Below are 22,628 nucleotides of genomic sequence, written 5' to 3'. Positions count from 1 at the left end.
GGCATCCTCAGGGATCGCCCGGGGCAGCGCAAGGCCCGCCTGATCACATGGGGCGGGCCTCACGCGGGGCCTAACCCAGCGTCTGTGCCGCGGTCGGCGAGGAGTCCTTCAGGAACTGCGTGCAGCGCTCGTACTCCTCCTGCTCGCCGATCGATCCGGCGGCGCGGGCGAGGCCGTGCAGGGCGCGCAGGAAGCCGCGGTTCGGCTCGTGCTCCCAGGGGACGGGGCCGTGACCCTTCCATCCGTTGCGGCGCAGGGAGTCCAGACCGCGGTGGTAGCCCGTACGGGCGTAGGCGTACGACTCCACGACGCTGCCCCGCTCGAAGGCGTCGTCGGCCAGCTGGGCCCAGGCCAGCGAGGAGGTCGGGTGCTTCGCGGCGACGTCCGCGGGGGCGGTGCCGCCGGCGAGCAGCTCACGCGGCTCCGGGTCGTCGGGGAGGTGGGTCGGGGGCGGGCCCCCGAGAAGGTTCTCGTGAATGGACATGTGGTCCAGTCTGGCCCATCGGGCCGGTGCGGCAGCCTGGGGCGCCCTTGACCGGCCTCACCCCCGAACGCCGGCCGGGCAGACCTTGCCCGGACCGGCGTCGCAGGACGGAGTGGCGGGATGGCTCAGGCCGCGGGAACCGCTTCGATCACGGCGAACGCCCCGGCCGTGCTCACCTTCACCCGCCGCAGACCGGCCGCGGCGAACAGCGCGTCGAACTCGGCTGTCTCCCGCTCCCTGCCGCCGGTCATGCCGAGCATGTTCATGTCCATCAGCGGAGCGAGTCCGGGCTCCCCGACGGCACCGACGAGGTGGTCCACCACGACGACGCGGCCGCCTTCGAGCAACGAGGAGGCGCAGTTCTTCAGGATGCGGACACAGCTGTCGTCGTCCCAGTCGTGGAGGATGTACTTCAGTACGTAGAGGTCCGCGGGCGGGACCTCCTCGAAGAAGTCGCCGCCGACGACGGTGAAGCGCTCCGCCATCCCGTCGGCCCGGGCGGCCTCGGCGGCGGCGGGGACGATGTGCGGCAGGTCGAGGACGCCGCCGTGGAGTTCCGGATCGGCCTTCATCATCGCGCGGACCACATGGCCGGCCGCACCGCCGACGTCCAGGGCGAGCTTGACGCCCTCGGTGTCGAGGACCGCGGCGATGTCCCCGGCGGCGGCGACCGACAGATTGGTCATGGACTCGGTGAAGAGGGACGCCTCCTCGGGCCGGCGTGCGAAGTAGTCGAAGATGCTCGCGTCCGCGTGAGCGGCCGTCACCTGGTGCTCACCGGTGCGGACGGCCTCCGGGAACCGGCCCCACGGCAGCCAGTGCCCCGGCGCGGACTGCGAAACCGCGAAGTGGTGCAGCGAGTTGGGGGCGTCCTTGCGCAAGGTGCCGAGCAGGGACGTACCGGTGAAGTGGACACCGTCCTGCGACGTCATCAGGCCCAGCGACGCGCAGGTGCGCAGGAGACGACGAGTGGCGTCCGGGTCGGTCGACTCCGCGTCGGCGATCGCCTCGGGGGTGTTCGTCCCCGACGCCAGGTGGTCCGCGAGGTTGTACAAGGCCGCGGCACGGACGATCTGGGTCACCCAGTAGCCCGTCACCATGCCCATCATGCGCTGGTGATCCCGCGCCTCGGCCGGTATGTCTGCCGTGGTCATGCCATTGCTCCTTGTGTCGGTGGGGCCGCGAGTCGTGCGGGAGTTCAGCGGACGGCGGCCTGGGCGGCCCGCTCGATCAGCCGGGCCACCGCGCCCGGACGCGAGACCGACACGGCGTGGGAGGCCTTGACCTCGGCGGTGTGGGCGTGGGCGCGTTCGGCCATGAAGCGCTGGGCGGCCGGCGGGATGTTGTAGTCCTCGGTGGCGATCAGGTTCCAGGAGGGGATGGTCTTCCAGGCGGCCTCGGTCGCCTTCTCCTCCAGGGCGGACGCGGCCACCGGACGCTGGGTGGCGGCCATCAGATCGGTGACCGACTCCGGGACGTCGGCGGCGAACTGGTCATGGAACTTATCGGCCTTGATGTACAGGTCGGTACCGGTCCCACCGCCCGCCAGCGGGAACGGCACCGAGGCGAGAGTCCCGCCCAGCGTGCTGCCCGGGAACTTGCCGGACAGCTCCAGCGCGCTCTCGCCCACCTCGGGCGTGAACGCCGCGATGTAGACCAGCGCCTTGACGTCCGGATCGCCGGCGGCCGCCTGACTGATCACGGCACCGCCGTAGGAGTGGCCCGCCAGCACGACCGGCCCCTCGACGCTGTCGAGCACGCTGCGGACGTATGCGGCGTCACCGGCCAGGCCGCGCAGCGGGTTCGCCGGGGCCACCACCGGATAGCCGTCCCGCTCCAGGCGCTTGATGACGCCGTTCCAGCTGGAAGCGTCCGCGAACGCGCCGTGCACCAGGACCACCGTGGGCTTCTTCGCCGGAGCGTCGTGCCGGGCGGTGCGCTCGGTCGCACCCGCGGTGGCGGCCAGGGACACAGCCGCCACGCCGGCGACCGCGCCGAGCACGGCGGTGGTCTTGCGGCCGTTGCGGAAGACGGTCTTGAGGTTCATCTGACTCTCCTTGAAAGCACATCGCCGGGGCACCGGTCAGCCGGTGCTTCCCGTCGCCCCGGTCGGGGTGACATCGAGAAACCTAGCGAACGATTACCTCGTGCACAAGTTAAGTGTCCGCAAGGAACTCGTCAGCGATACACTGGGACCCACAGAGATAGGGACAAAGCGGTTCCGACGACAGCCCGGAACCCGAGGACCAGGGGAAAGGTCGGCCATGAGCGACGAAGACAGGCACACATCCGCACCCGACGGCCCCAGCGAGCCCCCGCTGCCCCTGGAAGACCACTTCTGTTTCACCCTGTACGCGGCCTCACGAGCCGTGACCAGCGCCTACCGGCCCCTGCTGGATCAACTGGGCCTGACCTACCCCCAGTACCTCGTGATGGTCGTGCTCTGGCAGCACGGCACCGCCTCCGTGAAGGACCTGGTCGCCGCCCTGCACCTGGACTACGGAACCGTGACACCGCTGATCAAGCGCCTGGAGGCGAACGGACTGCTCGCACGGCAGCGGCGAGCGGACGACGAACGGGTGGTGGAAGTGGCCCTCACCCCGCAGGGCAGCGCACTCAGCCACCACATCCGCGCCGTCCCCCTCGCCATCGGAGACGCCATGGGCCTGACCGACGAGGAGTTCGCGACCGCGCGGGACCTGCTGGGCCGGCTGACGGCCAACGTCATGCGGCACACCGCCGACACGGCCCCCGCGAAGGCGTCCCGCGCATAGGGGGACGCACCCACTCCGGGCCCGCTCCCCCGACTAGTCGCCCGGCTCCAGCCGCCCCCTGCTCCGCTGCCCCTCCAACGGCGGTGACGTGACGCTTCCGTGGTGGAGGCACTCCGGGCGGCGGCAGTCCGGTGGGAGGGGCCGTACCGTCGCGAAGGCGACCAGCGCACCCAGGACCATGACGCCCGCGCAGATCACCATCGCCCGGCCGAACGCGTCGTCGAAGGCGTCGGCCGAGCGGTAGGCCTCCTCGCTCATGCCGGCCAGCAGCGGCAGCGCGGCCACCGCGATCAGGCCGGCCGCGCGGGCCGCCGCGTTGTTGATGCCGCTGGCCAGGCCCGCGCGGGCGACACTCACGGAGGCGAGGACGGTGGCGGTCAGCGGGGCGACCAGGATGACCAGGCCGAGGCCGAAGACACAGACGGCGGGCAGGACGTCGGCGACGTACGAGGCGTCCGGGCCGACGCGCAGCATCAGCAACAGGCCCGCCGCACCCACCAGCGGCCCGACGGTGAGCGGGATGCGCGGGCCGATCTTGTCGGCCAGAGCGCCGGACCTGGCGGAGAACAGCAGCATCAGCACGGTCGTCGGCAGCAGCGCCGTACCGGCCTGGAGGGCCGAGTAGCCGGAGACGACCTGGAGCTGGAGCGCGGCCAGGAAGAAGAAGCCGCCGAGGGCCGCGTACACGCACACGGTGACCAGGTTGACCGCGGTGAACTGACGCGACGCGAAGATGTCGAGCGGCATCATCGGGTCGGCCCGCCGCTTCTCGACGTACACGAAGGCGATCCCGGCGGCGACACCCGCGACCGCGGTGAGCACGATGGCCAGGGACCCGTCGCGGGCCTCGATCAGCGCGTACGTCACCAGCGCGAGGGACAGCGCTCCGAGAGCCGCGCCCAGCACGTCGAAGCGGCCGTGCTTGGACCCTCCCCCACCGGACTCGGGGACATGGTGCAGGGCGATGGGGACGCACAGCAGCGCCAGCGGGACGTTGAGGAGGAAGACCCAGCGCCAGCCGGGCCCGTCGACCAGCCAGCCGCCCAGGAACGGGCCGACGGCCGCGCCGATCCCGCCGAAACCGGACCACAGGCCCACCGCCCGGGCCCGGTCATCGGGGTGGAAGGACGCCTGGATCAACGCGAGGGAACCGGGGGTGAGAAGCGCGCCGCCGATGCCCTGCAAAGTCCGCGCGGCGATGAGGAATCCGGCGTTCGGGGCGAGCCCGCACAACAGCGAGGCCGCGGCGAACCAGACGACGCCGATGACGAAGATCTTGCGGCGGCCGTAGCGATCGCCCAGCGAACCGCCGAGGAGGATCAGACCGGCGAGGGCGAGGGTGTAGGCGTTGACCGTCCACTGGAGGGCGGACAGGTTCGCGTCCAGGTCCTCGCCGATCCGGGGGAGGGCGACGTTGACGACGGTCGAGTCCAGCAACGCCATGCTGGAGCCGAGGACGGTGGTGAGCAGAATCCACTTGCCTTGCGGGGAGGCCATCCGGACGTCGGGCATGACCCCAGGTATACAGCGAGCCCGGTGCCGTAGCACCGGGCTCGCTGCATCCGCAACGGCTACTTGATCCGCGTACCCGCGGACCGCAGGTGGGCGCAGGCCTCCGTCACCCGCGCGGCCATGCTCGCCTCGGCCAGCTTGCCCCAGGTGCGCGGGTCGTAGGTCTTCTTGGAGCCGACCTCGCCGTCGACCTTCAGGACGCCGTCGTAGTTCTGGAACATGTGGGCCGCCACCGGACGCGTGAAGGCGTACTGGGTGTCGGTGTCGATGTTCATCTTGACGACGCCGTTGTCCAGCGCGGTCGCGATCTCCTCGGCGGAGGAGCCGGAGCCGCCGTGGAAGACGAAGTCGAACGGGGACGCCTTGCCGTACTTGGCGGCGACGCCCTCGTTGAGCTCCTTCAGCAGCTCGGGACGGAGCACGACGTTGCCCGGCTTGTACACACCGTGGACGTTGCCGAAGGACGCGGCGAGCAGGTAGCGGCCCTTCTCGCCCAGGCCGAGCGCCTCGGCGGTGCGGATCGCGTCGTCGACCGTCGTGTACAGGGAGTCGTTGATCTCGTGCGAGACACCGTCCTCCTCGCCACCGGTCGGGGTGATCTCGACCTCAAGGATGATCTTGGCAGCGCGGGTGCGCTCCAGGAGCTCCTGGGCGATGGCGAGGTTGTCGGCGAGCGTCTCGGCCGAGCCGTCCCACATGTGCGACTGGAAGAGCGGGTTCTCGCCGCGCGCGACACGCTCCTCGGACACGGCGATCAGCGGCCGTACGTACCCGTCGAGCTTGTCCTTCGGGCAGTGGTCCGTGTGCAGGGCGACGGTGATGTCGTACTTCTTGGCGACGATGTGCGCGAACTCGGCCAGGGCGACGGCGCCGGTGACCATGTCCTTGCTGTGCTGGCCGCCGAGGAACTCGGCACCACCCGTGGAGATCTGGATGATGCCGTCGCTCTCCGCCTCCGCGAAGCCGCGCAGGGCCGCGTGCAGGGTCTGGGAGGAGGTCACGTTGATGGCCGGGTAGGCGAACTTGCCTGCCTTCGCCCGGTCGAGCATCTCGTTGTAGACCTCGGGGGTTGCGATGGGCATCTGTCCGCTCCTTGGAGTGTGCGGGTTGACGTACTGCGTACGGCGTTTTTCTTACGGCCCTGACCTAGACCTTGGGGGGTGTGACGTCGTCGTCGGGGCACATCTTTCCAGACGAACCGGGATGCTCCGAGTGCCGTCTCAGTCCAGGCCCAGCTCGTCCTTGGAGTACGCGAACAGGTACGGCACCCCCGCGCCCTCCTGGATCTTTTCGGCGGCGCCGGTGGCCCGGTCGACGATGGTCGCGACGGCGACGACCTCGGCGCCGGCCTCGCGCACGGCCTCGACGGCGGTGAGCGGGGAACCGCCGGTGGTGGAGGTGTCCTCGACGACGAGCACACGGCGGCCGGCGATGTCCGGCCCCTCGACCCGGCGCTGGAGCCCGTGCGCCTTGGCGGCCTTGCGCACGACAAAGGCGTCCAGCCGCTTCCCGCGCGCGGCGGCGGCGTGCAGCATGGCGGCGGCGACGGGGTCGGCGCCCATGGTCAGGCCGCCCACCGCGTCGAACTGGAGCTCCGCGGTCAGGTCGAGCAGCACCTGACCGACCAGCGGGGCCGCCTCGCCGTCGAGGGTGATGCGGCGCAGGTCGACGTAGTAGTCGGCCTCCAGCCCCGAGGACAGGGTGACCTTGCCGTGCACCACGGCCTTGTTCTTGATCTGTTCCAGCAGCTCACCGCGTACGTCAGTCATGCCGCCCAGCTTAGAGGCGCCGCCAGCGCCAGACGGTGGTGGCCTCCAGCGGTTCCAGGGGTGTGACCAGGCGGGGTCGGGTGTTGAGCCCGTTGGGCGGCCCGGTCTGCGGCTCGATGCAGACGGCGGCCTCCTGTTCGTCGTACACCACCACCCACTGCTCGCGGCTGCTCACCTTCAGCTCCAGCCGCCCCGGCCAGGTCAGGGTGACGTCGACGCCGTCGGGCATGCCGAAGCAGTCGTCCCAGGGGCCGGGGCGGGGGTCGATCCGGTTCCCGGTGGGCAGGTGGTCGTCCCCGCGTTCCTCCTGCCAGGCGGGGCTGAAGTCGAGCAGGACGTCCTGGTCGCCGTCGCCGCCGAGGGTGCGGTTGAACCAGGGGTGCCAGCCGATCTGGGCCGGGAAGGACGTCTCGTACGTCTCGACGGACATGGTGAGGCTGAGGCTGTCCGGGGTGAGCGCGACGGCGTGGGTGACGCGACCGGCGTAGGGCCACGGCTCGACCAGGTCATAGGTGATGACGGCTTCGTCATCGGTGACGCGGGCGACGTTCCAGGCGCCGTCGCGGGCGGTGCCGTGGATGGCGTGCGGCGGGGCGTTGAGCGGCATCTGCCGCATCTGGGCCCCGTCCAGGAACCGACCGTCCCTGATCCGGCCGCACCAGGGGACCATGGGAAAGCACCCGAACCGCTCCCCCTGCCGCAACAGCTCGGTCCCGCCGACGCGAAGCCCCCCGACCCGCCCGCCGTTGCCCGGCAGCACGTCCACCTCCGCGTCACCCGCGGTCAGCGTGATGTGTTCGTTACGCACGGCACGACCCTACTGGGCCGATCAAGGGGACCTCTCACAGCCGTACGGCGAAACCTCTCAGCGTCGTCGCCGCAGCATCCGCCCCACGACGATCGCCGAGGCCACCACGACGACGGCCGCCGGCGCGGCCCACCGCAACGCCGGGTTCGGCGCGACGGTCTGGGGCGCCGGGACCGGCGCGTACCGCCCGCGGGGCGGTGCGTGGTCGACCTCTTCCGCGCTGCGCCCGATCATCGTCCGCCGGGCGTGCGCGGCCTCGGCGACGGGCGGCTCCTCCTCGTCGCCGTCGTCCTCGTCCCGGGCCTGGAGTGACGGCGGGGGCACATCGGTCTCGAAGACGGACGCGGACTCCGCGTCGCCGACGGGCCCTTCCCCGCTCCCGGCCTCCGGTGCCGCGTCGTCATCGGCGTCCGGCGTCGTCTCGAAGTCGCTGGTCGCCCGCGTCTCGAACTCCCCGGGCGCCAACGACTCCTCCACCGCCTCCTCGGCCGCGGACTCCCCCGCCACGCCGCCCAGCTGCTCCCCGAACCGATTCAGCAGCCGCCCCACGGCCGCCTGGACCGCGTCCGATGCGAACTCCGTGATCCGCCCGTCCGCCGAGGCACTGCCCTCGAAGCCCACGACGGACCCGCCGTCGGCCGCCCGCACCCGCACGGTCAGGGCCAGCTTCACGGACCCGCTGCCGCGCGCCTCGGCCGCCTCGCCCTCGACGGCGTACGAGCCGTCCTCCCGGGCCGACACCCGCACGGCGCCCCGATAGGTGATGGTGTGGCCACCGACCCGCAGCTTCAGCCGCCCCGCGACGGGATCGGCCCCGGCGTCCTGCTGAAGCCCGGGGACCGCCCGGGCCACCCGTACGGGATCGGCCAGCACCTGCCTCAGCCGCTCGACCGCAACCGGAACGAACACCTCATGCTCCATGCCGATCGAGCCTACCCAGCATGGCGTGAACCGCACCCGAACATCCCGGGATTCTCACCTCGCGCCCGTCCGGCGGGCGTATCCTCCCGGCCCGGCCTCGCCCCAGGGCACCGCTCAGTACCGCGGGTGCACCAGCGTCGACGGCCCGAGTCCCACGAGCCGTGTCCCCTCCGCCGCGCGTCCGTCCGCCATCAGCCCCGCCTGCGTCAGGGTCCCGGGCCGCGGCGCCCCCACCCCGAGTCGCAGTTCCGGGCGCTGTGCCCGACCGGCGAGGAGGAACCCCCATTCGTGCGGTGCGCGCGCCGGTCCGCTCAGTCGGTCGGGGCCGGCCGTGAAGGCGGAGTCGCGGCCCCGGACCCGGTAGGGGGCGGTGTGCAGGCCGGCCGCGCGCAGGGTCGTGTCGACCGTCCAGAAGACGCGCGGGCAGGTGGAGACCGGCCCGGCGTGCACCGCGAGACGGCCGTGCGGGGTGAGGGCGCGGCGGGCGAGGCCGTAGAACTCCTGCGAGTACAGCTTCGTGCTGGCCGTGATGCCAGGGTCGGGCAGGTCGGAGATGACGACGTCGTAGGTCGAGGGTGGTGCCGTCCGCAGCCAGCGGAAGGCGTCGTCGGTCATGACGTGGACGCGGTCGTCGTCGTACGCGTAGCCGTTGAGGCGGGACAGCGGGGGGTCCTGGCGCGCCAGCCGCACCACGCCGGGGTCGACCTCGACGACGTCCACCCGGTGCACCCCGGGGTGACGCAGCACCTCACGCGCCGCCAGCCCGTCGCCGCCGCCGAGGATGAGCACCCGGGTGTGCTCGCCGTTCATCGCGGGGTGGACCAGCGCCTCGTGGTAGCGGCGTTCCTCGCGCCCGCTGACCCGCAGCCGTCCGTCGAGGAAGAGGTCGAGGGGGCGGCCTCGGGTGCCGCCGGTGATGACGACCTCCTGCATGCCGGTCCGCAGCGCCACGCGGACGTCCTGTCCGTACACCTCGTGCCGGGCGGCCCGTTCGAAGTCGTCGACGAGTACGGCGGCGGAGGCGAGGATGCCGAGCACGGTGACGTTGGCGATCGTCAGCAGCCAGCGGGCGCGGCGGGTGAGGTCGCCCCGGAACAGGCCTAGGACGAGCGCGCCGCCCGCGACGACGTTGACGGCGCCGGTGATCAGGGCGGAGGTCAACTGGCCGAGCAGGGGCAGCAGAAGGAAGGGAAAGGCGAGGCCGCCGACGAGGGCGCCGACGTAGTCGGCGGCGAACAGGTCGGCCACCGCGCCGCCCGCGTCCTGCCGTCGGATGCGCTGGATGAGCTCCATCAGCAGGGGCACTTCGGCGCCGATGAGCAGGCCGATGGTCAGGGAGAAGGAGACGAGCAGCACCCGGGACCCGGCCCCGCCCGTCCCGCCCCAGCCGCCGGTCCAGGCGAACGCGGCGTACAGGGCGAGCGCGCTGCACCCGCCGACCAGGGCCAGTACGGCCTCGACGGCGCCGAACCCGGCCGCCGCGTGCGGGCGCAGGCGTTTCGCGGCGAGGGAGCCGATGCCCATCGCGAACACCATGACGGACAGGACGACGGAGGCCTGGGTGACCGAGTCACCGATCAAGTACGAGGCGAGGGCGACCAGTTCGAGTTCGTACACGAGTCCGCAGGCGGCGCAGACGAAGACGCACACGAGGACCAGGAACCGCCCGGTGTCGGGCCGCACCGGCAGCCGCGGTCGGCCGCGCCAGGGCGGCGTCGTGCCGGGCGGGGCGGGGGCGTGCGGCTCGATCACGCTGCCGACGGTACGTCACTGCACGGGCACGCTTCGTCACCCACACGTGTGGTGTTGGGGCGCGGGACGTTTGCGTCGCCGATCGACCAGGGCGGCTGCTCTGGACCTGCGCACCCCCACCCTTGTCCGCGTCGCCACCAACTGCCCGTCCTGCGGGTACGCGTGCCAGGTGCGCCAGTGCACCTGGCCCTCGTGGTGCTGGGCCAGCATCGCGGTGAAGGCGTGCGGGCTGCCGGGGAAGACGCCGGCGAGGCCGTGCGGGTGGTCGGCGACCAGGGCCAGCAACTCCTGTGCGCGTCCGGCGAACTGGCCCGGCGACAGGATCTCCACCCGGGCCGCGAACTCGTACTCCCAGTCCCCCTGTCGCTTGGCCACGCCGAGCGGAAGGGGGGTGCTGCTGCCGGGGATGCAGGCCACCGTCTCCGAACAGTTGCCCCGCTTCTCCTCCAACAGCACCTGGTGGGACGCGCCGAGCAGTCGCAACTGGAGTTTCGCGTCGGTCAGTTCGAGGTCGAGCAGGGCCAGCGCGGGCAGCGGCTCGCGCCCCAGGGCCCAGGCGAGGTCGGCCGCGCGCGTGTCGGTATAGGCGGTGTTCAGGGTCGTGAGCATGGATCGGCTCCGCAAGCACACAAAGAAAGGGAGGTGGAGGTCGCCGGCGCCCCCGTCCGACACCGGGAGGCCGGCCCGGTCAGCCCAGTCGGCCGGTCAGAAGAGGTGTCCGCGGGACGTCCGAGGGGCTGCGTCGGTGAAATTAACTGAATCATGAACGGTGGGGCCGCCACAGCGTTTTTACCCAAGTTCGTAGGGTTTCCATCCCTCAGAGGGCTTATCAGCTCAACTGTTCAACTCCGGCGTACGCCACCGGGCGTGGGGCGCGCGCCGGTGCACGGCGATTCCCGCCCGGCTCCCGCCCGTGAAAACCCGTGAGAACACGAAAGCGGGGCCGGTCCCAGGTACCGGCCCCGCTCCCCTCCGGATGCGGTTCCCCCTGCTCGGGGAGCTCAGCTGCCCCGTGTCAGCTGCCTCCGCCACCGCATCCGCCCCCGCCTCCTCCGCAGGACGACGACGACCCGCCTCCGCATGACGAGCCGCCACCGCAGGAGGAGCCACCCCCGCAGGACGACGATCCGCTGTCCCCGCCGGCCCACCAGCTGCCGCTGCCGCTGTCGCCGTGCGAACGCCTCCTGCGGCTGTGGCCGCTGTGCGCCGACCGGGCGCCTGTGCGGACGGCGGACACGACGACCGCCACGAACACCACTGCGACCAGCGCCACGATGAAGCCTGTAACCATGGCGTCAGCCTCCTTCCGTTCCCCGTAGCGGACCGAGACGTCCCCCCGTGGGCGCCTCCCGCTCGGTGCGTGCGAGGGAGATGCCCGGCCGGTCGGCGACCCAAAGCAGAGTTGAGGAACTTCAGAGGCTTCTCCACGGGCAACGGCCCCTGACCTGCACATAAGGGCAGTTCAGGGGCCGTACGTGGGTCACTGGGCCGTCTGTGGGCCGTGATCTTCCCGAGGACAGCAGTACGGCAACGTGCCTTCCCTCGTGCTGCTGGACCGACATCGCAACCGCCTTCCAACCTGACCTGCACGATCTTGACTCGGCCTTTGTCTGGTGTGGAGAATCGGTCTCGGGGTGGTCCGCGATGCGGATGAGGGCGATCAGACGGCCCGTGTATGTGTGGCTGCCGGTGACCTGCGCGATCGCCAGCTACGCCGTCGCCTCTCTGCTGATAGGACCACTGCACGAAGAACCATCGGCGGCCTTCCTGCTCGGCGGTGTGGCGATCTTCTTCTGGGCGCTCGGGTGGGACTCCGCGATCCGCAGTACCGCCGACCGCGTGTCTGTCACCAACTTCCTCCTGACCTCGACCGTTTCTTGGAACGACGTCGCGCGGGTGACGGCCGACGATGGCCTGATCATCGCTCTGCGGGACGGGCGCACCATCGGTTCGGTCGCCTTCGGCAGTTCACTGATGGGCACTTTCACCGGATACCGGACCCACCAAAGAGCCCTTCGACTGCTTGGGGAGGCGCACCGCTCGGCGTCGCGGGCGCACCGCGGCAAGAGCAACAGCCCGACCCGGATAGACGTGACGTTCGAGTGGAGACGTCTCCTCTGTGCCCTTGTGGCTGTCTACGGCCCACTCCTCATCATCTGGGCACTGTCACGGTGAGTGCACGGCGCTGCCCCGCATCGAAGGGCAGCGCCTGAACACGCATCAACCCGCAAGCGACAGCTACACCCCGTTCCCACTCGCCGCGAATTCCTTCGACGTCCGGAGCATCCCCTCAGCGATCTCCTCCTGAGACGCCCCCTGACGCTGAAACACCGTGTCGATGGCGCGGCGGGCACGCTTGCGGCTGTCGGGCATCAGGTGGGCGTACACCCGCAGCGTCAACCCCGGGTCGGCGTGCCCCATGTACTCACTGACGGCCTTGATGTTCTCGCCGGCGTCCAGCAAGGCGGATGCGTAAAAGTGCCGTAGGGCGTGCATGCCGTGCTCACGCGCCGACTCGTACTTGCCGTCATCGTCCACGTCCAGGATGAGTCCAGCGGCGGCGAGAGCAGGCTTCCACTCCTTGCCGTTGAAGTTGCTGCGCCAGACCATGCCCCCTTGCTCCGCTGTGAAGATCAGACGAGCGGATACCTTCGGGCCCTCCGGTACGTCCCACGGCAACGTGATCTCTACGGGCTTGAAGGCGTCCATGTGCGCCCGGAGGGCTTCCGCCACGGAGTCGGGCAGGGGAACGTCCCGTTTCTTGCCTCCCTTGGGGAGGGCGAAGACCGGGTGCCCTTCCACATGCTTGATCTGCCGAACCACGTGAAGCGTGCGGCCGTCGGCGTCTATGGCGTCCTCAGCGAGCCCGAACACCTCGCCCTGGCGCAGGCCGCACCCAGCTCCAACGTTGACCATCGCTTGGTACCGGTCCTGAAGGGCCGCGCGAACTGCGAACACCTGGTCGGGCACCCACGGGATGACGGGATGCGGGTCAGGCTTGGGGCGCCGAACGGTTCGGGCACCGCACGGATTGCGGGACAACAGCGTGTCGTCGACAGCGGCGGACAGGACCGCTTGGACGTCCGCAAAGATGTTCCGGGCGTAGGAGGCACTGACGCCAGGCTTCGCTTCCAGGGCCGCGACAAGCTCCCTGATGTGCTCCGGCCGGAATGTCCCGACCGGCCGGGTGCCGAGCACCGGGTAGACGTGCAGCCGAAGGCGCCGGCCGAGTTCCTTCCGCGTCATCGGGCTCGAAGTCCTGGTGTCCAACCACTTGTCGGCGTACTGCCGGAATGTGATCTGCATGGACTTGGGGTCGGTGTACTGGCCGCGCGTCATGTCCGTCTCGATGGCACTGAGCCACTTCTCAGCGAGCCGCTTCTGACGGTCGGGGAAGCTCTTGGACTTCTCGGTGCCGTCGGGGCCGACGTAGCGGGCCCGGTAGCGCAGGCCGGTGCCGTAGCGGTCGGATTTGACGCGGACGGTCTTGCCGGCGGTGTTGGTCTCAGTCTTGAACCAGCGGTCTTGGATGTGGCCTGCCATGTGGGGTGTGGTCCCTTCGGAGCATGGGACGGGGAGGGCCACGGTGTGGCCCTCCCCGGGGAGTTGGGTGGTGCGGAGTGCGGCAGGCTCAGGCCGCGTCTTCGAGGGCGGTCTGTTCGGCCTCCCACGCCTGTACGGCGGCGGGGTTGAAGCGGAGGTAGCGTCCGACTCGGAAGCCGGTCGGGCCGATGCGCTTGCGGCGCCACTGGTAGACGGTCTCGACGCTCGGGAGGCTGAACATGGTGACCAGGTCTTCAGGGGTGAGGTAGCGGTCCGGGAGGCCGCCGCGCAGGAGGGCGCGCGGGTCGGTCGGCTCGTCGGTGGCCATGGCGTGGTGACTCCTCATGTCCGTCGCGGGGTTGGGTGAGGTGTCCTGCGGTGGGTTGCGTGCAGGCGTCGGGGGCCTGCGTCTGTCCGAGGTGCGGATTTCTGCGTCACCTGCGTCATCTGCGTCATTCACCGCTCTGACCTGCGGTTTCGCGGTGACGCAGAACGGTGGGGGTCCGTCACCGGTGACACAGACCTGCGTCATCGGGTGACGCAGGTGACGCAGGATGACGCAGGAATCGGCCGTCTGCGTCACCCGCCTTTCGGCAGGTCACCGGCCGTTTTCGGGGCCCGGGTGACGCAGGTGACGCAGCGTCTCTCTACTTCGGACAAAGAGGGTGGTGGTGTCTGTTGTGGTGCGCGGCTCAGAAAGTGAACAAGGAGCCGCTTCGCGGCGCGACCCTCACAGGGCGGCGCCGCCGCCGAACAGCAAGAGGAGCACGCGCCCCCGGGTGCTCCTCTTGCTTGTGCGGGGCGGTCGTGGTGCGCGCGGTCAGAAGGCCGCTTCCTGCTCGGACGGAGGCGGCGCGGCGGCCGGCCGCGCGATCTCGATATAGCGGGATGCGTTGGTGCGGCCCCAGTCGATGAGGACGCCCCGGGCCGCGAGAGTGGGTTGAAGGCGCTTGAGGCGGTCTGAGAGCACCTTGCCGGTGGTCGGCCACCCTTTAGGCAGCGGACGGAAGTCCTCGCCCGCGTAGAGGCCCGTGAGGCAGTGCAGCCACTCGGCCGACGTCATCCGCTGCTCGGTGCCCGGCTCGATGCCGGCGGCGTGCTTGAGCACCGTCTGCGCCAACAAGTCGCCCTCAATGACGTCGTCGTTGAGGTCATCCAGGCTCGCCCGGTAGGCGGCCAGCGCCCCCAGACCGGTGGCCGCGTCGAGCTGCGCGCACAGGTGCGCGAAGTCGGCCATGCGCAGGTCGGTGGGGATGTCCGCCTCGGCCGCCCGCACCTGCACGGTGAGGTCCAGCAGCGAGCCGAGGATGACGGGCAGCACCTCTGCGAAGTCGGACCACAGTTCCGCTTCCGTGCGCCTCACGCGGGGGCGTTCCAGCCGCAGGGGCAACAGCCGTTCGGCGAGGTCGGGCCGGATGACGCCCACGTCGATGCCGGTCAGGAGCAGGGGGCGGCGGTAGCCGACGCGGAAGACGTCCCCGTCGGTGAACAGGGCACGCTTGACGTTCTCGGCGCCGGTGACGATGCAGCACATCGCATCCGACAGCTCCGGGGTCATGTGGGAGAGGTTGTCCAGGGCGGTGACCCAACCGGCCGCTACCGCTGTGATCAGGTTCTCCTCATCCTTCGGGGCTCGGCGCAGGTCTCCGGTCATGCCCTCGATGATCCGTACGAGCATCCGGCCGCCGGTGGACTTGCCCGCCCCCTGCGGCCCGGTGAGGAACGGGGCCGGGACGGGCACCGTCGGCCCGAGGCAGCCGATGAGCCAGGCGATGGCCAGGCACTCGGTCTCCGCGGTGGCGAAGTTGCACAGCCGCATCAGCAGGTCGATGCCCTTGCCGTTGGTGTCCTTGGCCGGCAGGGGCAGTTCCCCGGTGAGCTGGGTGCGCCGCCAGCACAACTCGCGCGGGTCCGGGGTGGCGATGTCCCATCCGGTGGGGTGGATCCGCACGGACTGCCCGTCGCTGCGCCCGAGATCCAGCCACGTCGCCCCGTCGAATCCCGGGGCGACGCGGATGTGCACGGGCTGAACGTCCTCGGTCAGTGCGAGTGCCTCGATCAAGTCGAGCGCCTCCTTCATGGCGGTGCCGTTGAACACGCCGACGCCGTCCTTGAACAGGCCGACCATGAGTTCTTGGCGGTGGCTGCCGGTGGTGCCCTGGGAGCGGATCGGGCGGGCCACGGGGTGGCCGTTGCGCTGCGCGTACACGGTGCCGTCGGCGGTGCGGAAGTAGCGGAAGTGGGATTGCGCGTAGTCGGTGATGACCTGCCGTGCAGGGTTCTTTTCGTCCTCGGACATGGCTACATCCCCAGGGCGGTGCGGGCGTTGGTCCACGCGTCGGTGCAGTGCCGGGCCGTCTCGCCCTTGGTCTGCGCGGCGGTGAACAGCCGGGCGACGTGGCTGTCGGTGAGGCAGCCGCACCGGCCGTGCGTGGACAGCACCGCGAGGAACGTCCCGTAGACGGTGGCGTGGATCGCGCTGCGGGCGGCGGTGATGCGCTGCTCGGCCATGGCGATGCCGCGTTCCAGGAAGGCGGGCGTGCGGTGCGGGCACTGCCCGCCGCTGCACCCGGTGGACGCGCCGGCGTGCGGTACCGGCCGGGCCGAGGAGCGCGTCTTGGCGGCCAGGGCACGCACGGTGTCCGGCAGGTCGACCATGCGGCCGGTGCCGGGACCGAGGTAGCGGGCATAGGACATGGACGACTTGACGTCGACGCCGGGACGCACCCTGTTGCGGGAGGTCATGGCACCCCGGTAGATCCAGTGCTCACCGCGCGTGGTCGGCACGGTCCGTGTGGCCGGTAGGGTCGCGCGGGCCCATGCGATGGCGTCCGCGTCGTCCAGGTCGACGACGGTCAGCCCGGCGCCGCCGGGGTGATAGCCGACGCACACCGCGCGCCCCCACGCCGCCGCCCACGGGGGCGAGACGATGACGGCCGGGTCGGTGGTCGCGGCGGCCCAGGCGTGGCAGACGTCGGGGCAGTCGCAGGGGCCCGGGGTCTTCATGTTCGGCCGGCCGCCGCACGCGTTGTCCGCGCACGTCGTGCAGTTACCGAACGGGACCTTGCCCCGACGCAGGGGCAATACGGGCACACCGGACGCCGCGAGACTCAGCGCCGTATGCTGCGGATAGGGCGTGGGTTGCGTCATGCTGGGTTGTCTCCAGTTCCTTGACGGGCTCTGGCTGGCAAGGGCGGCCCCGGATTCATTGGCGTGAGTGGGGGCCGCCCTTGGCGTAGCTAGCCGTGGAAGTGGTTGCGCTTGAACGTCGCCTTGCGGATGTTCACGGTCGTCCCGGCGCCCTGGTGGCCGCTCGCGCTGAAGAGCTGCACGGCGATCCATCCGCCGAAGATCACGGCGGCCAGGGTGATGAGCTGGGTGATGAACGCGGTGAGCGCGGCGATGAACGAGGTGAGCAGGATCAGCCCGCCGCACACCGCGAGGAACCCGATGCCCCCGAGGGCGACGTTCACGGCCGTCCGCGAGACGGCCGGCTTGGCCGCTACCGGCTCGGGCTGGACGGGGTTGATGGCGTAGCCGGTGACGACGCGGCCGTCCGGCAGGACGATGCTCGCCACCGCCGGAACACTGCCGGGCTGCACCGGCACGACCGGTGCCGACACGGCCACGGCGGGCGGGAGCGGGGTGGGCTGGTGGACTTCCACGGCCAGCTGTGCGGGCACGTGCGGGGTGTGGTCGGGGTACATGCGGAATCCCTTCCGGTGCTCGGTTGGGGAGGTGGAGGCACCCCCGTCGGGGTGCCGTGTGGAGGGGTGTTTCGGGGGTCTGAGCAGGGCGCCTCCCCGCCTCCCCGAAACGATGTTTGTGCTGATCAGTGCGGGGAGGCGGGCCCGGGGAGGGGGTTGGGGAGTTCTCCCCGCCTCCCCGGGCCGGACGGGTGTTCCTCCCCGCTACTCGGCAGCGGAAGCGGAATCGTCGGCGTCGCGGTTGGCGAGGGCGCGGGCCACGTCGTCGCGGCGCACGACCATGACCCCGTGGGACTTCTTCGGCTCCTCGCCGTGCTCCTCCAGCAGCCGCTTCAGGCGGACGTTGTTCCACTCGCGGTAGACGGCCGTGTCGAGCGCGTGCAGCCGCTTCAGCACCTCATCGGTGCGCAGTCGGGCCGCGTCGCCGATGACGGCCGCGACGTCGGCGAGCGCATCGCGCTCCTCGGTGCGGTCGATGGCGTGCAGGGTGGCCACTCCGTCGCGCAGGGCCTTGGCGCGGGCGGCGATCTCGGCGGCCGGTTCGTCGTCGATGAAGTGGGTTCGCACGGTGATGGAGGACTGGCCGGCGGGGATGGCGATGCCGTCGGAGGCGACCACGAGGGTGCCCTTGTCCAGGCCCTGGCGCAGCAGGTGCGGGGCGGCGCCGGCGTTGACGGCCTTGGCTCCGAGCGCCATCTCGGCCTGCGATTCGGTGCCGACCACGAGGGAGGCACGGGTGTGGGCGCCCTCGCGGACCAGCTTGGGAAGGTTCTGGTCGGTGGGGTCTTGCGTGCCCTGCCACATCAACACGTCGACCGCACGGCCCTGGTTGTGGATCTCACGCACCGCCATGAAGTAGCGGGAGGTGGCCTTGGCGCCGCCGTAGGGGCGACCGTCCTCGCCCTTGGCCGGGCACATGAACGCCTTCTGCGCCTCATCCACCAGCACGATCAGCGGCGGGAACGCAAGGGAGGGGTCTTTGCGAACCGCCTCGATCCGCCGGTTCATCTCCTCCACCGCGTCCTCAACCATCTCGGTCGCCTGAATGCAGTGACTGTCCGAGGGGCCCTCGATCAGGACCTTTGCGATGCCGTCGAACGGGGCCCAGTCACCGACACCCTTCAGGTCGGCGATCCAGAACTGCACCGTCCTATCCAGCGCCAACCACAGAGCCAGGGCGCGCAGGGCGGCCGTCTTGCCCTGGTTGGACAGGCCCGTGACCAGCAGGTGGCGCTGATACACGCTCAGCTCAGCGGCGTCCCCGCGCAGGTCCTGGCCCCACGGGGCCCGACCGGTCTTGTAGTTCGCGGTCAGCGTCTCGTCGGTGACCAGCGGGGACGGGCCGATCGGCTCGTCCAGCGCCCCGGAGTCGGCGATCCACAGCCGCACCGTCCGCGCGGCCTCCGGGATCGTAATGAACACCTCGTGCTCATGCCGGGTCAGGTTCTCGGCAAGCTTGCGGCGCTTGCCCTGCACCTCGTTCGTGGCCACCCCGGAAGGCAAGGTCACGTCGACCTCGACACCGCATCCGGCGATGCGGATCGGTCCGAGCATGCTCGCGCCGGCGTCCCCCATCTCCTGAATCGCCTTGCGCAAGGCCGGGATTCCCAGGTCACGCAGGGCCATGACCACGATCGACGGGGTGATCGGCTCACCTTCGCTCGATCGGGCGTTGGCCGGCAGCGCCCACTGGGGTGCGGCCTGCTGCTTGCTGCCGACGGCCCACATGCCCAGCAGGGCGAACAGCGGTCCGAGGACGACCGCGTAGGGCCACACGACCTGCACGATCCGGATCAGGGTGGCGATGAAGTCGATGGTGGCGGCGAGCGGGGTGACGACGTCCTTGACGTCGCCGTTGCTGATGGCCATCACGATCCCGAGCGCGACCAGCGCGCCGATACCCATTCCCGTGCCGACGGCGGCGCCCTTGGCGACCTCGATCGGGGAGTGCAGCAGGTCCATGCGGCGGCGGTGGCGGGCGTCACGGAAGCGCTGAAGACGCTCTTCCCACTCTTCGGCGACTTCGTAGTTCCCCGCGGCTTCCGCCGCGCGGAGCATGCGTTCGTAGCGGGCGCCGGTGCGGCCGTCCCAGGTGCGGCGGGCCACGATCCGGCCCCCGTTGAACGTGTAGAGGCCGTGCCGGGCGACCGCGCGAGCGGCGGCAGTGGTGCGGTCGTGGGTGGCGGCGGACTTCACCGCCCGCCCGGAGCGCACCCACAACGGCACCGGCCGCGCGGGCAGGGCGTCGGGCACCACGGTCAGCGTGGTCACCGAAGCATCAGGGTCGACGGGTTCGGGTGTCTTGTGGAGGTGGATGACGTTCTCGGACATGCTGGGAGTGCTCCTGACTGCCCCAATGCCGGGGCGGGAGTTGAGGTGAGAGACGGGGTGGCCGTGTCCCTGGCAGGTGGCGGCCACCCCGGCGGTTTCGGCTGGTCAGAACCAGCCGGACTTCTTGCGGGCGGCCTTGGCGCGGGCGGCCTCGGTGATCAGGCGCTGACGCTCGCCGTGCAGGGCGGTCAGCTCCGCGTTCAGCCGCGTCTCCACGGAAGAACCGATGGAGTCCATCCGGCTTTCCGCGCCGGTCGTGCTGCGGTCGCGGTAGACGCTGCGGGCCCCGCTGGCCATCGCGCGGCTCATCGAGAGCCGTTCACGGGCGGTCAGGGGCCACCACTCGCCCCGGCGCACCGCTTCCAACTTCCTCTGGGTCCGCTGGATCTCACGGTCCAGGCGGCGAATCTCGGAGTTGCCCATCACGTACTCCTCGGTGGTAGGTGAGAGGTCAGGCGGCTTCTTGTGCGGCCAGGCACAGGCCGCAGATGCCGTGCGAGCGGGGGATGCAGTAGCCGACGTCCAGCCGGCAGGACGGGCAGGTACGGCGGGCGAGCATCGCCAAGGCCAGGGCGCCCCACTTGCGCGACGTCATCGGCCGTACGGGCTTGGCGCGGTCGATGCGGTAGAGGTAGGCGACCCTCGGGGTGCCGGTGCGGCGGTTGATCCGCATGGCTTGGGCCGCTATCGGCTGACCTCCCGGGCGCAGGCCCTCAGCGCGTAACTGGCGGCGGGTGGCCAGGCCATCCGGCGCCAGGCGCCACGGGTACGTGGGGACCCCGTAGCGGGCGCCGGTCGGGTCGAAGCACTTGCCCCACGCGGCCGACATCAGCCGGCTCGCTCGGCAAGGAGGGTGTCGCGCAGCATCCGCGCGTTCGCCGGCGAGGTACGGACCTCGCGACGGATGCCCTCGGCAGTCACCTTCGCGTCCGGCCAATCGGCCGTCGCCTTGCGCGCCTCGATGAGCAACTCATGGGGGGTGCGCTTGGGTCGGGTCGACTTCGCCGCGTCGGGGAGTCGACCGGTCGCCCGACGGGATCGGGTCGACTCGGCAGGCACCGCGCGCCGCTCGATTGGGGCGAGCGAGACGGTGTCGCCCTGCGGGATCGGCTTGAAGACCGGGGACGACTTCACGTGGTCGACCGGGCCCTGATCGGGCACCCGCACGAGCGTCGCGGTGATCGGCTCGGGAGTCGATTCGGGGAGGTCAGCCGTAGACCGTTTCATTGTGGTCTCGGTGGATTCCTCCGCATTCTCGATCGGGGTGGCGATCGGGGTAGGGCGGTGGTGCAGGACCTTGGCGACCAGATCGGAACCGAAGTAGATCGACCCGACCGGCAGCGATGTGGCGAGCAGGACCAGGGCCCAGTTCGCCGGGTCCCAGTCGGCCAGCCGAGTCCAGTCGACCCTGGCGCCCCCATCGCTGTGCAGCTCGGGCACGAGACCGTGGACGTAGTTGAGGACCAGCGAAGCGAGCGTGTAGGTGCCCAGCACCCGCAGCGCGAACTTCCGCGCATCGCCGGTGAGCACGAGGGTGGCGATCAGGGCCAGGGCCATGAGGCCGTCGACCACGAACGGGTACAGCGTCGCGGCGGTCTCGTCCGCACCGACCGCGCCGGCAATGTCCCGCAGCGCGTTCCACGACACCCGAAACGCCATACCGACCACGCCGACCAGCGCCAGGACCAGGGCGGCGCGCCCCTTGCGGTGAAGGTTCATGACCGGCCCTCCCGCCACGGGAAGGGACGGGTGCGGTGCGCGGCCCGGAAGATGCGCAAGGCCACCCCGGCGGGGGCGTCCGGCTTAGCGACCGGGCGAGCACCGGTGATCGAGGCCAGCATGCGGATGGCGTGCAGCTCGCAACCGTCGGCGCCCGCGTGGTGCGCGTCCAGGACGGTCACGACGACCGGACCGCCACACGGCGCCGGGTCCTCCGGGTGCGCGGCCGGGCACCGGCGGGCCGGATCCTGGCCGGCGCCGAGGATCTCCAGCAGAGACCGCAGCGACACCTCCAGGCGGCCCACCATGTACGCGGCGGCGGACGCGTCGGTCAACCTCGCCCCGACGATCGCGGCGAGCGTCTCCCGCGCCGCTTCAACCTGCGCCCGCTCATGCGGGCTCAACTCAACGCGGCTCATCGCCTGCCCCCGTTCCGACCGCCGTGGACGAACCAGCCGAGGAACTGCACGAAGCAGCCGCCCGCGATCAGGTAGCGCCAGACGCGCTCGTCGGTGACGAACGCGGCCGTGATGCTGGTGAAGGAGAGCAGCAGGCCCACCACGATCAGCAGCAGGGCCAGACCGGTCGGGGAAGTGTTCGCCCTCATGCCGCACCCCCCGGCATGCTCGCGTTCTCGCGGTTGATCAGCGCGACCCGGGCGGCGAGCGCCCGGCGGCGGGCACGGCGGATGCGCTGGTGGTCCAGCTCGCTCGGGGGGCGGTCCAGGGTGACGATCTGCGCGTCGAGCAGCTCGACGTCCGCCAGGATGACGGGCATCTCCTGCTCGATCGCATCCAGCTCCGCGTCCGTCGGCTCCATGAAGTCGGCGAACGCGGTAACAGCGTCCTGAACAGTGACGATGTGTTCCATTGGGTCGTGTTCCTCTCAGCGCGGAACGGCCCATCGCGGCTCCCGGGATGCACCCCGGGAGCCGCTTGCCGTTGGAGTCGGTTCCGGCTCCCCTCAGCGCTGCACGTACGAGACGTGCAGCGGAGGCAACCGGCCGCCGCACGATGCGGCGAGGGTCAGAGGTGCGCGGGCCTGAGCCGCGCCGGACGCCTTTTGCGGGAGGCGACGGCCCGTCGTACGCGATATGGATCTGTGCCTCAGTCCCGCTCTTCCGAGGAATCGCATCTCGGTCTCTTCGCGCGGCGTGCGTGCCCTTGGGCAGATCCGTTCTTTTGAGTCGGCACGTGTCCCTGACGGGAGATGACCGACTGGTCTCCACTCGCCTCGGCCGGAGTCGTCACGGCCGTCGTATCTGCGGTGGATCACGCTGTGGAGTTGTCGTGCACCGGCACTGAGGCG

At 70.8% G+C, this 22,628-nt stretch carries 24 protein-coding genes; 2 read left to right on the top strand and 22 right to left on the bottom strand.

Features of this window, described 5'->3' with window-relative positions; all coding sequences use genetic code 11:
- Window positions 1-70: 70 nt before the first annotated feature.
- The 3 genes from ACIQWG_RS23260 to ACIQWG_RS23250 all read right to left on the bottom strand — a co-directional run bounded on the left by ACIQWG_RS23260 (window position 71) and on the right by ACIQWG_RS23250 (window position 2,531).
- Window positions 71-484 carry a DUF3151 domain-containing protein gene (locus ACIQWG_RS23260; protein ID WP_404098891.1) on the bottom strand — a complete coding sequence of 138 codons (414 nt, stop codon included), beginning with the start codon at window positions 482-484 and terminating at the stop codon, window positions 71-73.
- A gap of 125 nt (window positions 485-609) precedes the next feature.
- The gene (locus ACIQWG_RS23255) at window positions 610-1,638 is read right to left on the bottom strand and encodes a methyltransferase (RefSeq protein WP_404098888.1); all 1,029 of its coding nucleotides are present in this window, start codon (window positions 1,636-1,638) and stop codon (window positions 610-612) included.
- A gap of 44 nt (window positions 1,639-1,682) precedes the next feature.
- The gene (locus tag ACIQWG_RS23250) at window positions 1,683-2,531 is read right to left on the bottom strand and encodes an alpha/beta fold hydrolase (RefSeq protein ID WP_404098886.1); all 849 of its coding nucleotides are present in this window, start codon (window positions 2,529-2,531) and stop codon (window positions 1,683-1,685) included.
- Between the two features lie 217 nt (window positions 2,532-2,748).
- On the opposite strand from ACIQWG_RS23250, the gene ACIQWG_RS23245 reads away from it, so the two are divergent.
- A complete protein-coding gene (locus ACIQWG_RS23245) occupies window positions 2,749-3,258 on the top strand; it encodes a MarR family winged helix-turn-helix transcriptional regulator (RefSeq protein ID WP_404098884.1) in 510 nt (169 codons plus the stop codon).
- Window positions 3,259-3,291: 33 nt separating this feature from the next.
- Here the strand turns inward: ACIQWG_RS23245 and ACIQWG_RS23240 are convergent, their stop codons facing one another.
- From ACIQWG_RS23240 to ACIQWG_RS23210, 7 genes are all read right to left on the bottom strand, one after another.
- Window positions 3,292-4,770 (bottom strand): MFS transporter, encoded by a 1,479-nt coding sequence (locus ACIQWG_RS23240; protein ID WP_404098882.1) that lies wholly within the window; start codon window positions 4,768-4,770, stop codon window positions 3,292-3,294.
- 59 nt (window positions 4,771-4,829) lie between these two features.
- Complete coding sequence (fbaA, locus tag ACIQWG_RS23235) at window positions 4,830-5,852, bottom strand: class II fructose-bisphosphate aldolase (protein WP_404098880.1); 1,023 nt, start codon at window positions 5,850-5,852, stop codon at window positions 4,830-4,832.
- A 138-nt stretch (window positions 5,853-5,990) separates the two neighbouring features.
- Window positions 5,991-6,539: an orotate phosphoribosyltransferase gene (gene pyrE, locus ACIQWG_RS23230; protein WP_404098878.1), complete on the bottom strand. Its 549-nt coding sequence runs from the start codon at window positions 6,537-6,539 to the stop codon at window positions 5,991-5,993.
- Window positions 6,540-6,549: 10 nt separating this feature from the next.
- Window positions 6,550-7,347 carry an aldose 1-epimerase gene (locus ACIQWG_RS23225; RefSeq protein ID WP_404098876.1) on the bottom strand — a complete coding sequence of 266 codons (798 nt, stop codon included), beginning with the start codon at window positions 7,345-7,347 and terminating at the stop codon, window positions 6,550-6,552.
- 57 nt (window positions 7,348-7,404) lie between these two features.
- Window positions 7,405-8,268 (bottom strand): SRPBCC domain-containing protein, encoded by an 864-nt coding sequence (locus ACIQWG_RS23220; RefSeq protein ID WP_404098874.1) that lies wholly within the window; start codon window positions 8,266-8,268, stop codon window positions 7,405-7,407.
- A gap of 114 nt (window positions 8,269-8,382) precedes the next feature.
- Window positions 8,383-10,020, bottom strand: a complete 1,638-nt coding sequence (locus tag ACIQWG_RS23215; protein WP_404098872.1) for a polyamine aminopropyltransferase — start codon at window positions 10,018-10,020, stop codon at window positions 8,383-8,385.
- Window positions 10,021-10,056: 36 nt separating this feature from the next.
- On the bottom strand, window positions 10,057-10,629 hold the full coding sequence (locus tag ACIQWG_RS23210; RefSeq protein WP_404098870.1) for a DUF2617 family protein: 573 nt from the start codon (window positions 10,627-10,629) through the stop codon (window positions 10,057-10,059).
- Between the two features lie 1,062 nt (window positions 10,630-11,691).
- On the opposite strand from ACIQWG_RS23210, the gene ACIQWG_RS23205 reads away from it, so the two are divergent.
- Window positions 11,692-12,195: a hypothetical protein gene (locus tag ACIQWG_RS23205; RefSeq protein WP_404098869.1), complete on the top strand. Its 504-nt coding sequence runs from the start codon at window positions 11,692-11,694 to the stop codon at window positions 12,193-12,195.
- Window positions 12,196-12,258: 63 nt separating this feature from the next.
- Here the strand turns inward: ACIQWG_RS23205 and ACIQWG_RS23200 are convergent, their stop codons facing one another.
- The 12 genes from ACIQWG_RS23200 to ACIQWG_RS23145 all read right to left on the bottom strand — a co-directional run bounded on the left by ACIQWG_RS23200 (window position 12,259) and on the right by ACIQWG_RS23145 (window position 22,190).
- Window positions 12,259-13,563 carry a tyrosine-type recombinase/integrase gene (locus ACIQWG_RS23200; protein WP_404098867.1) on the bottom strand — a complete coding sequence of 435 codons (1,305 nt, stop codon included), beginning with the start codon at window positions 13,561-13,563 and terminating at the stop codon, window positions 12,259-12,261.
- A gap of 88 nt (window positions 13,564-13,651) precedes the next feature.
- Window positions 13,652-13,891: a helix-turn-helix transcriptional regulator gene (locus ACIQWG_RS23195; RefSeq protein WP_404098865.1), complete on the bottom strand. Its 240-nt coding sequence runs from the start codon at window positions 13,889-13,891 to the stop codon at window positions 13,652-13,654.
- A 492-nt stretch (window positions 13,892-14,383) separates the two neighbouring features.
- Window positions 14,384-15,862, bottom strand: coding sequence for an ATP-binding protein (locus ACIQWG_RS23190; RefSeq protein ID WP_404098863.1), 1,479 nt, complete (start codon window positions 15,860-15,862; stop codon window positions 14,384-14,386).
- Window positions 15,863-15,864: 2 nt separating this feature from the next.
- Window positions 15,865-16,713, bottom strand: coding sequence for a bifunctional DNA primase/polymerase (locus ACIQWG_RS23185; RefSeq protein ID WP_404098860.1), 849 nt, complete (start codon window positions 16,711-16,713; stop codon window positions 15,865-15,867).
- Window positions 16,714-16,802: 89 nt separating this feature from the next.
- Window positions 16,803-17,270, bottom strand: a complete 468-nt coding sequence (locus tag ACIQWG_RS23180; protein WP_404098857.1) for a hypothetical protein — start codon at window positions 17,268-17,270, stop codon at window positions 16,803-16,805.
- 204 nt (window positions 17,271-17,474) lie between these two features.
- The gene (locus ACIQWG_RS23175; protein WP_404098855.1) at window positions 17,475-19,601 is read right to left on the bottom strand and encodes an FtsK/SpoIIIE domain-containing protein; all 2,127 of its coding nucleotides are present in this window, start codon (window positions 19,599-19,601) and stop codon (window positions 17,475-17,477) included.
- Window positions 19,602-19,706: 105 nt separating this feature from the next.
- Window positions 19,707-20,024, bottom strand: a complete 318-nt coding sequence (locus ACIQWG_RS23170) for a hypothetical protein (RefSeq protein ID WP_404098852.1) — start codon at window positions 20,022-20,024, stop codon at window positions 19,707-19,709.
- A gap of 28 nt (window positions 20,025-20,052) precedes the next feature.
- A complete protein-coding gene (locus tag ACIQWG_RS23165) occupies window positions 20,053-20,430 on the bottom strand; it encodes an RRQRL motif-containing zinc-binding protein (protein ID WP_404098850.1) in 378 nt (125 codons plus the stop codon).
- Window positions 20,430-21,320 (bottom strand): DUF2637 domain-containing protein, encoded by an 891-nt coding sequence (locus ACIQWG_RS23160; protein ID WP_404098848.1) that lies wholly within the window; start codon window positions 21,318-21,320, stop codon window positions 20,430-20,432. The genes ACIQWG_RS23165 and ACIQWG_RS23160 overlap by 1 nt, the downstream gene beginning before the upstream one ends.
- Complete coding sequence (locus tag ACIQWG_RS23155; protein ID WP_404098846.1) at window positions 21,317-21,739, bottom strand: hypothetical protein; 423 nt, start codon at window positions 21,737-21,739, stop codon at window positions 21,317-21,319. Before ACIQWG_RS23155 ends, ACIQWG_RS23160 begins: the two co-directional genes overlap by 4 nt.
- Entirely contained in the window at window positions 21,736-21,927 is a 192-nt protein-coding gene (locus tag ACIQWG_RS23150; RefSeq protein WP_404098845.1) for a hypothetical protein, read from the bottom strand. The genes ACIQWG_RS23155 and ACIQWG_RS23150 overlap by 4 nt, the downstream gene beginning before the upstream one ends.
- The gene (locus tag ACIQWG_RS23145) at window positions 21,924-22,190 is read right to left on the bottom strand and encodes a DUF6284 family protein (RefSeq protein WP_404098843.1); all 267 of its coding nucleotides are present in this window, start codon (window positions 22,188-22,190) and stop codon (window positions 21,924-21,926) included. The genes ACIQWG_RS23150 and ACIQWG_RS23145 overlap by 4 nt, the downstream gene beginning before the upstream one ends.
- Window positions 22,191-22,628: the final 438 nt, after the last annotated feature.

Source organism: Streptomyces sp. NPDC098781 (assembly GCF_044759995.1).
Taxonomy (GTDB): domain Bacteria; phylum Actinomycetota; class Actinomycetes; order Streptomycetales; family Streptomycetaceae; genus Streptomyces.
Note: the sequence above shows the minus strand (reverse complement) of the source record. Positions and strands in the feature narration are given on the sequence as shown.

Coding starts and splice junctions, on each gene's coding strand:
- ACIQWG_RS23260 (WP_404098891.1), bottom strand. CDS start 484: ATGTCCATTCACGAGAACCTTCTCGGGGGCCCGCCCCCGACCCACCTC.
- ACIQWG_RS23255 (WP_404098888.1), bottom strand. CDS start 1,638: ATGACCACGGCAGACATACCGGCCGAGGCGCGGGATCACCAGCGCATG.
- ACIQWG_RS23250 (WP_404098886.1), bottom strand. CDS start 2,531: ATGAACCTCAAGACCGTCTTCCGCAACGGCCGCAAGACCACCGCCGTG.
- ACIQWG_RS23245 (WP_404098884.1), top strand. CDS start 2,749: ATGAGCGACGAAGACAGGCACACATCCGCACCCGACGGCCCCAGCGAG.
- ACIQWG_RS23240 (WP_404098882.1), bottom strand. CDS start 4,770: ATGCCCGACGTCCGGATGGCCTCCCCGCAAGGCAAGTGGATTCTGCTC.
- fbaA (WP_404098880.1), bottom strand. CDS start 5,852: ATGCCCATCGCAACCCCCGAGGTCTACAACGAGATGCTCGACCGGGCG.
- pyrE (WP_404098878.1), bottom strand. CDS start 6,539: ATGACTGACGTACGCGGTGAGCTGCTGGAACAGATCAAGAACAAGGCC.
- ACIQWG_RS23220 (WP_404098874.1), bottom strand. CDS start 8,268: ATGGAGCATGAGGTGTTCGTTCCGGTTGCGGTCGAGCGGCTGAGGCAG.
- ACIQWG_RS23210 (WP_404098870.1), bottom strand. CDS start 10,629: ATGCTCACGACCCTGAACACCGCCTATACCGACACGCGCGCGGCCGAC.
- ACIQWG_RS23200 (WP_404098867.1), bottom strand. CDS start 13,563: ATGGCAGGCCACATCCAAGACCGCTGGTTCAAGACTGAGACCAACACC.
- ACIQWG_RS23195 (WP_404098865.1), bottom strand. CDS start 13,891: ATGGCCACCGACGAGCCGACCGACCCGCGCGCCCTCCTGCGCGGCGGC.
- ACIQWG_RS23190 (WP_404098863.1), bottom strand. CDS start 15,862: ATGTCCGAGGACGAAAAGAACCCTGCACGGCAGGTCATCACCGACTAC.
- ACIQWG_RS23185 (WP_404098860.1), bottom strand. CDS start 16,713: ATGACGCAACCCACGCCCTATCCGCAGCATACGGCGCTGAGTCTCGCG.
- ACIQWG_RS23180 (WP_404098857.1), bottom strand. CDS start 17,270: ATGTACCCCGACCACACCCCGCACGTGCCCGCACAGCTGGCCGTGGAA.
- ACIQWG_RS23175 (WP_404098855.1), bottom strand. CDS start 19,601: ATGTCCGAGAACGTCATCCACCTCCACAAGACACCCGAACCCGTCGAC.
- ACIQWG_RS23170 (WP_404098852.1), bottom strand. CDS start 20,024: ATGGGCAACTCCGAGATTCGCCGCCTGGACCGTGAGATCCAGCGGACC.
- ACIQWG_RS23165 (WP_404098850.1), bottom strand. CDS start 20,430: ATGTCGGCCGCGTGGGGCAAGTGCTTCGACCCGACCGGCGCCCGCTAC.
- ACIQWG_RS23160 (WP_404098848.1), bottom strand. CDS start 21,320: ATGAACCTTCACCGCAAGGGGCGCGCCGCCCTGGTCCTGGCGCTGGTC.
- ACIQWG_RS23155 (WP_404098846.1), bottom strand. CDS start 21,739: ATGAGCCGCGTTGAGTTGAGCCCGCATGAGCGGGCGCAGGTTGAAGCG.
- ACIQWG_RS23150 (WP_404098845.1), bottom strand. CDS start 21,927: ATGAGGGCGAACACTTCCCCGACCGGTCTGGCCCTGCTGCTGATCGTG.
- ACIQWG_RS23145 (WP_404098843.1), bottom strand. CDS start 22,190: ATGGAACACATCGTCACTGTTCAGGACGCTGTTACCGCGTTCGCCGAC.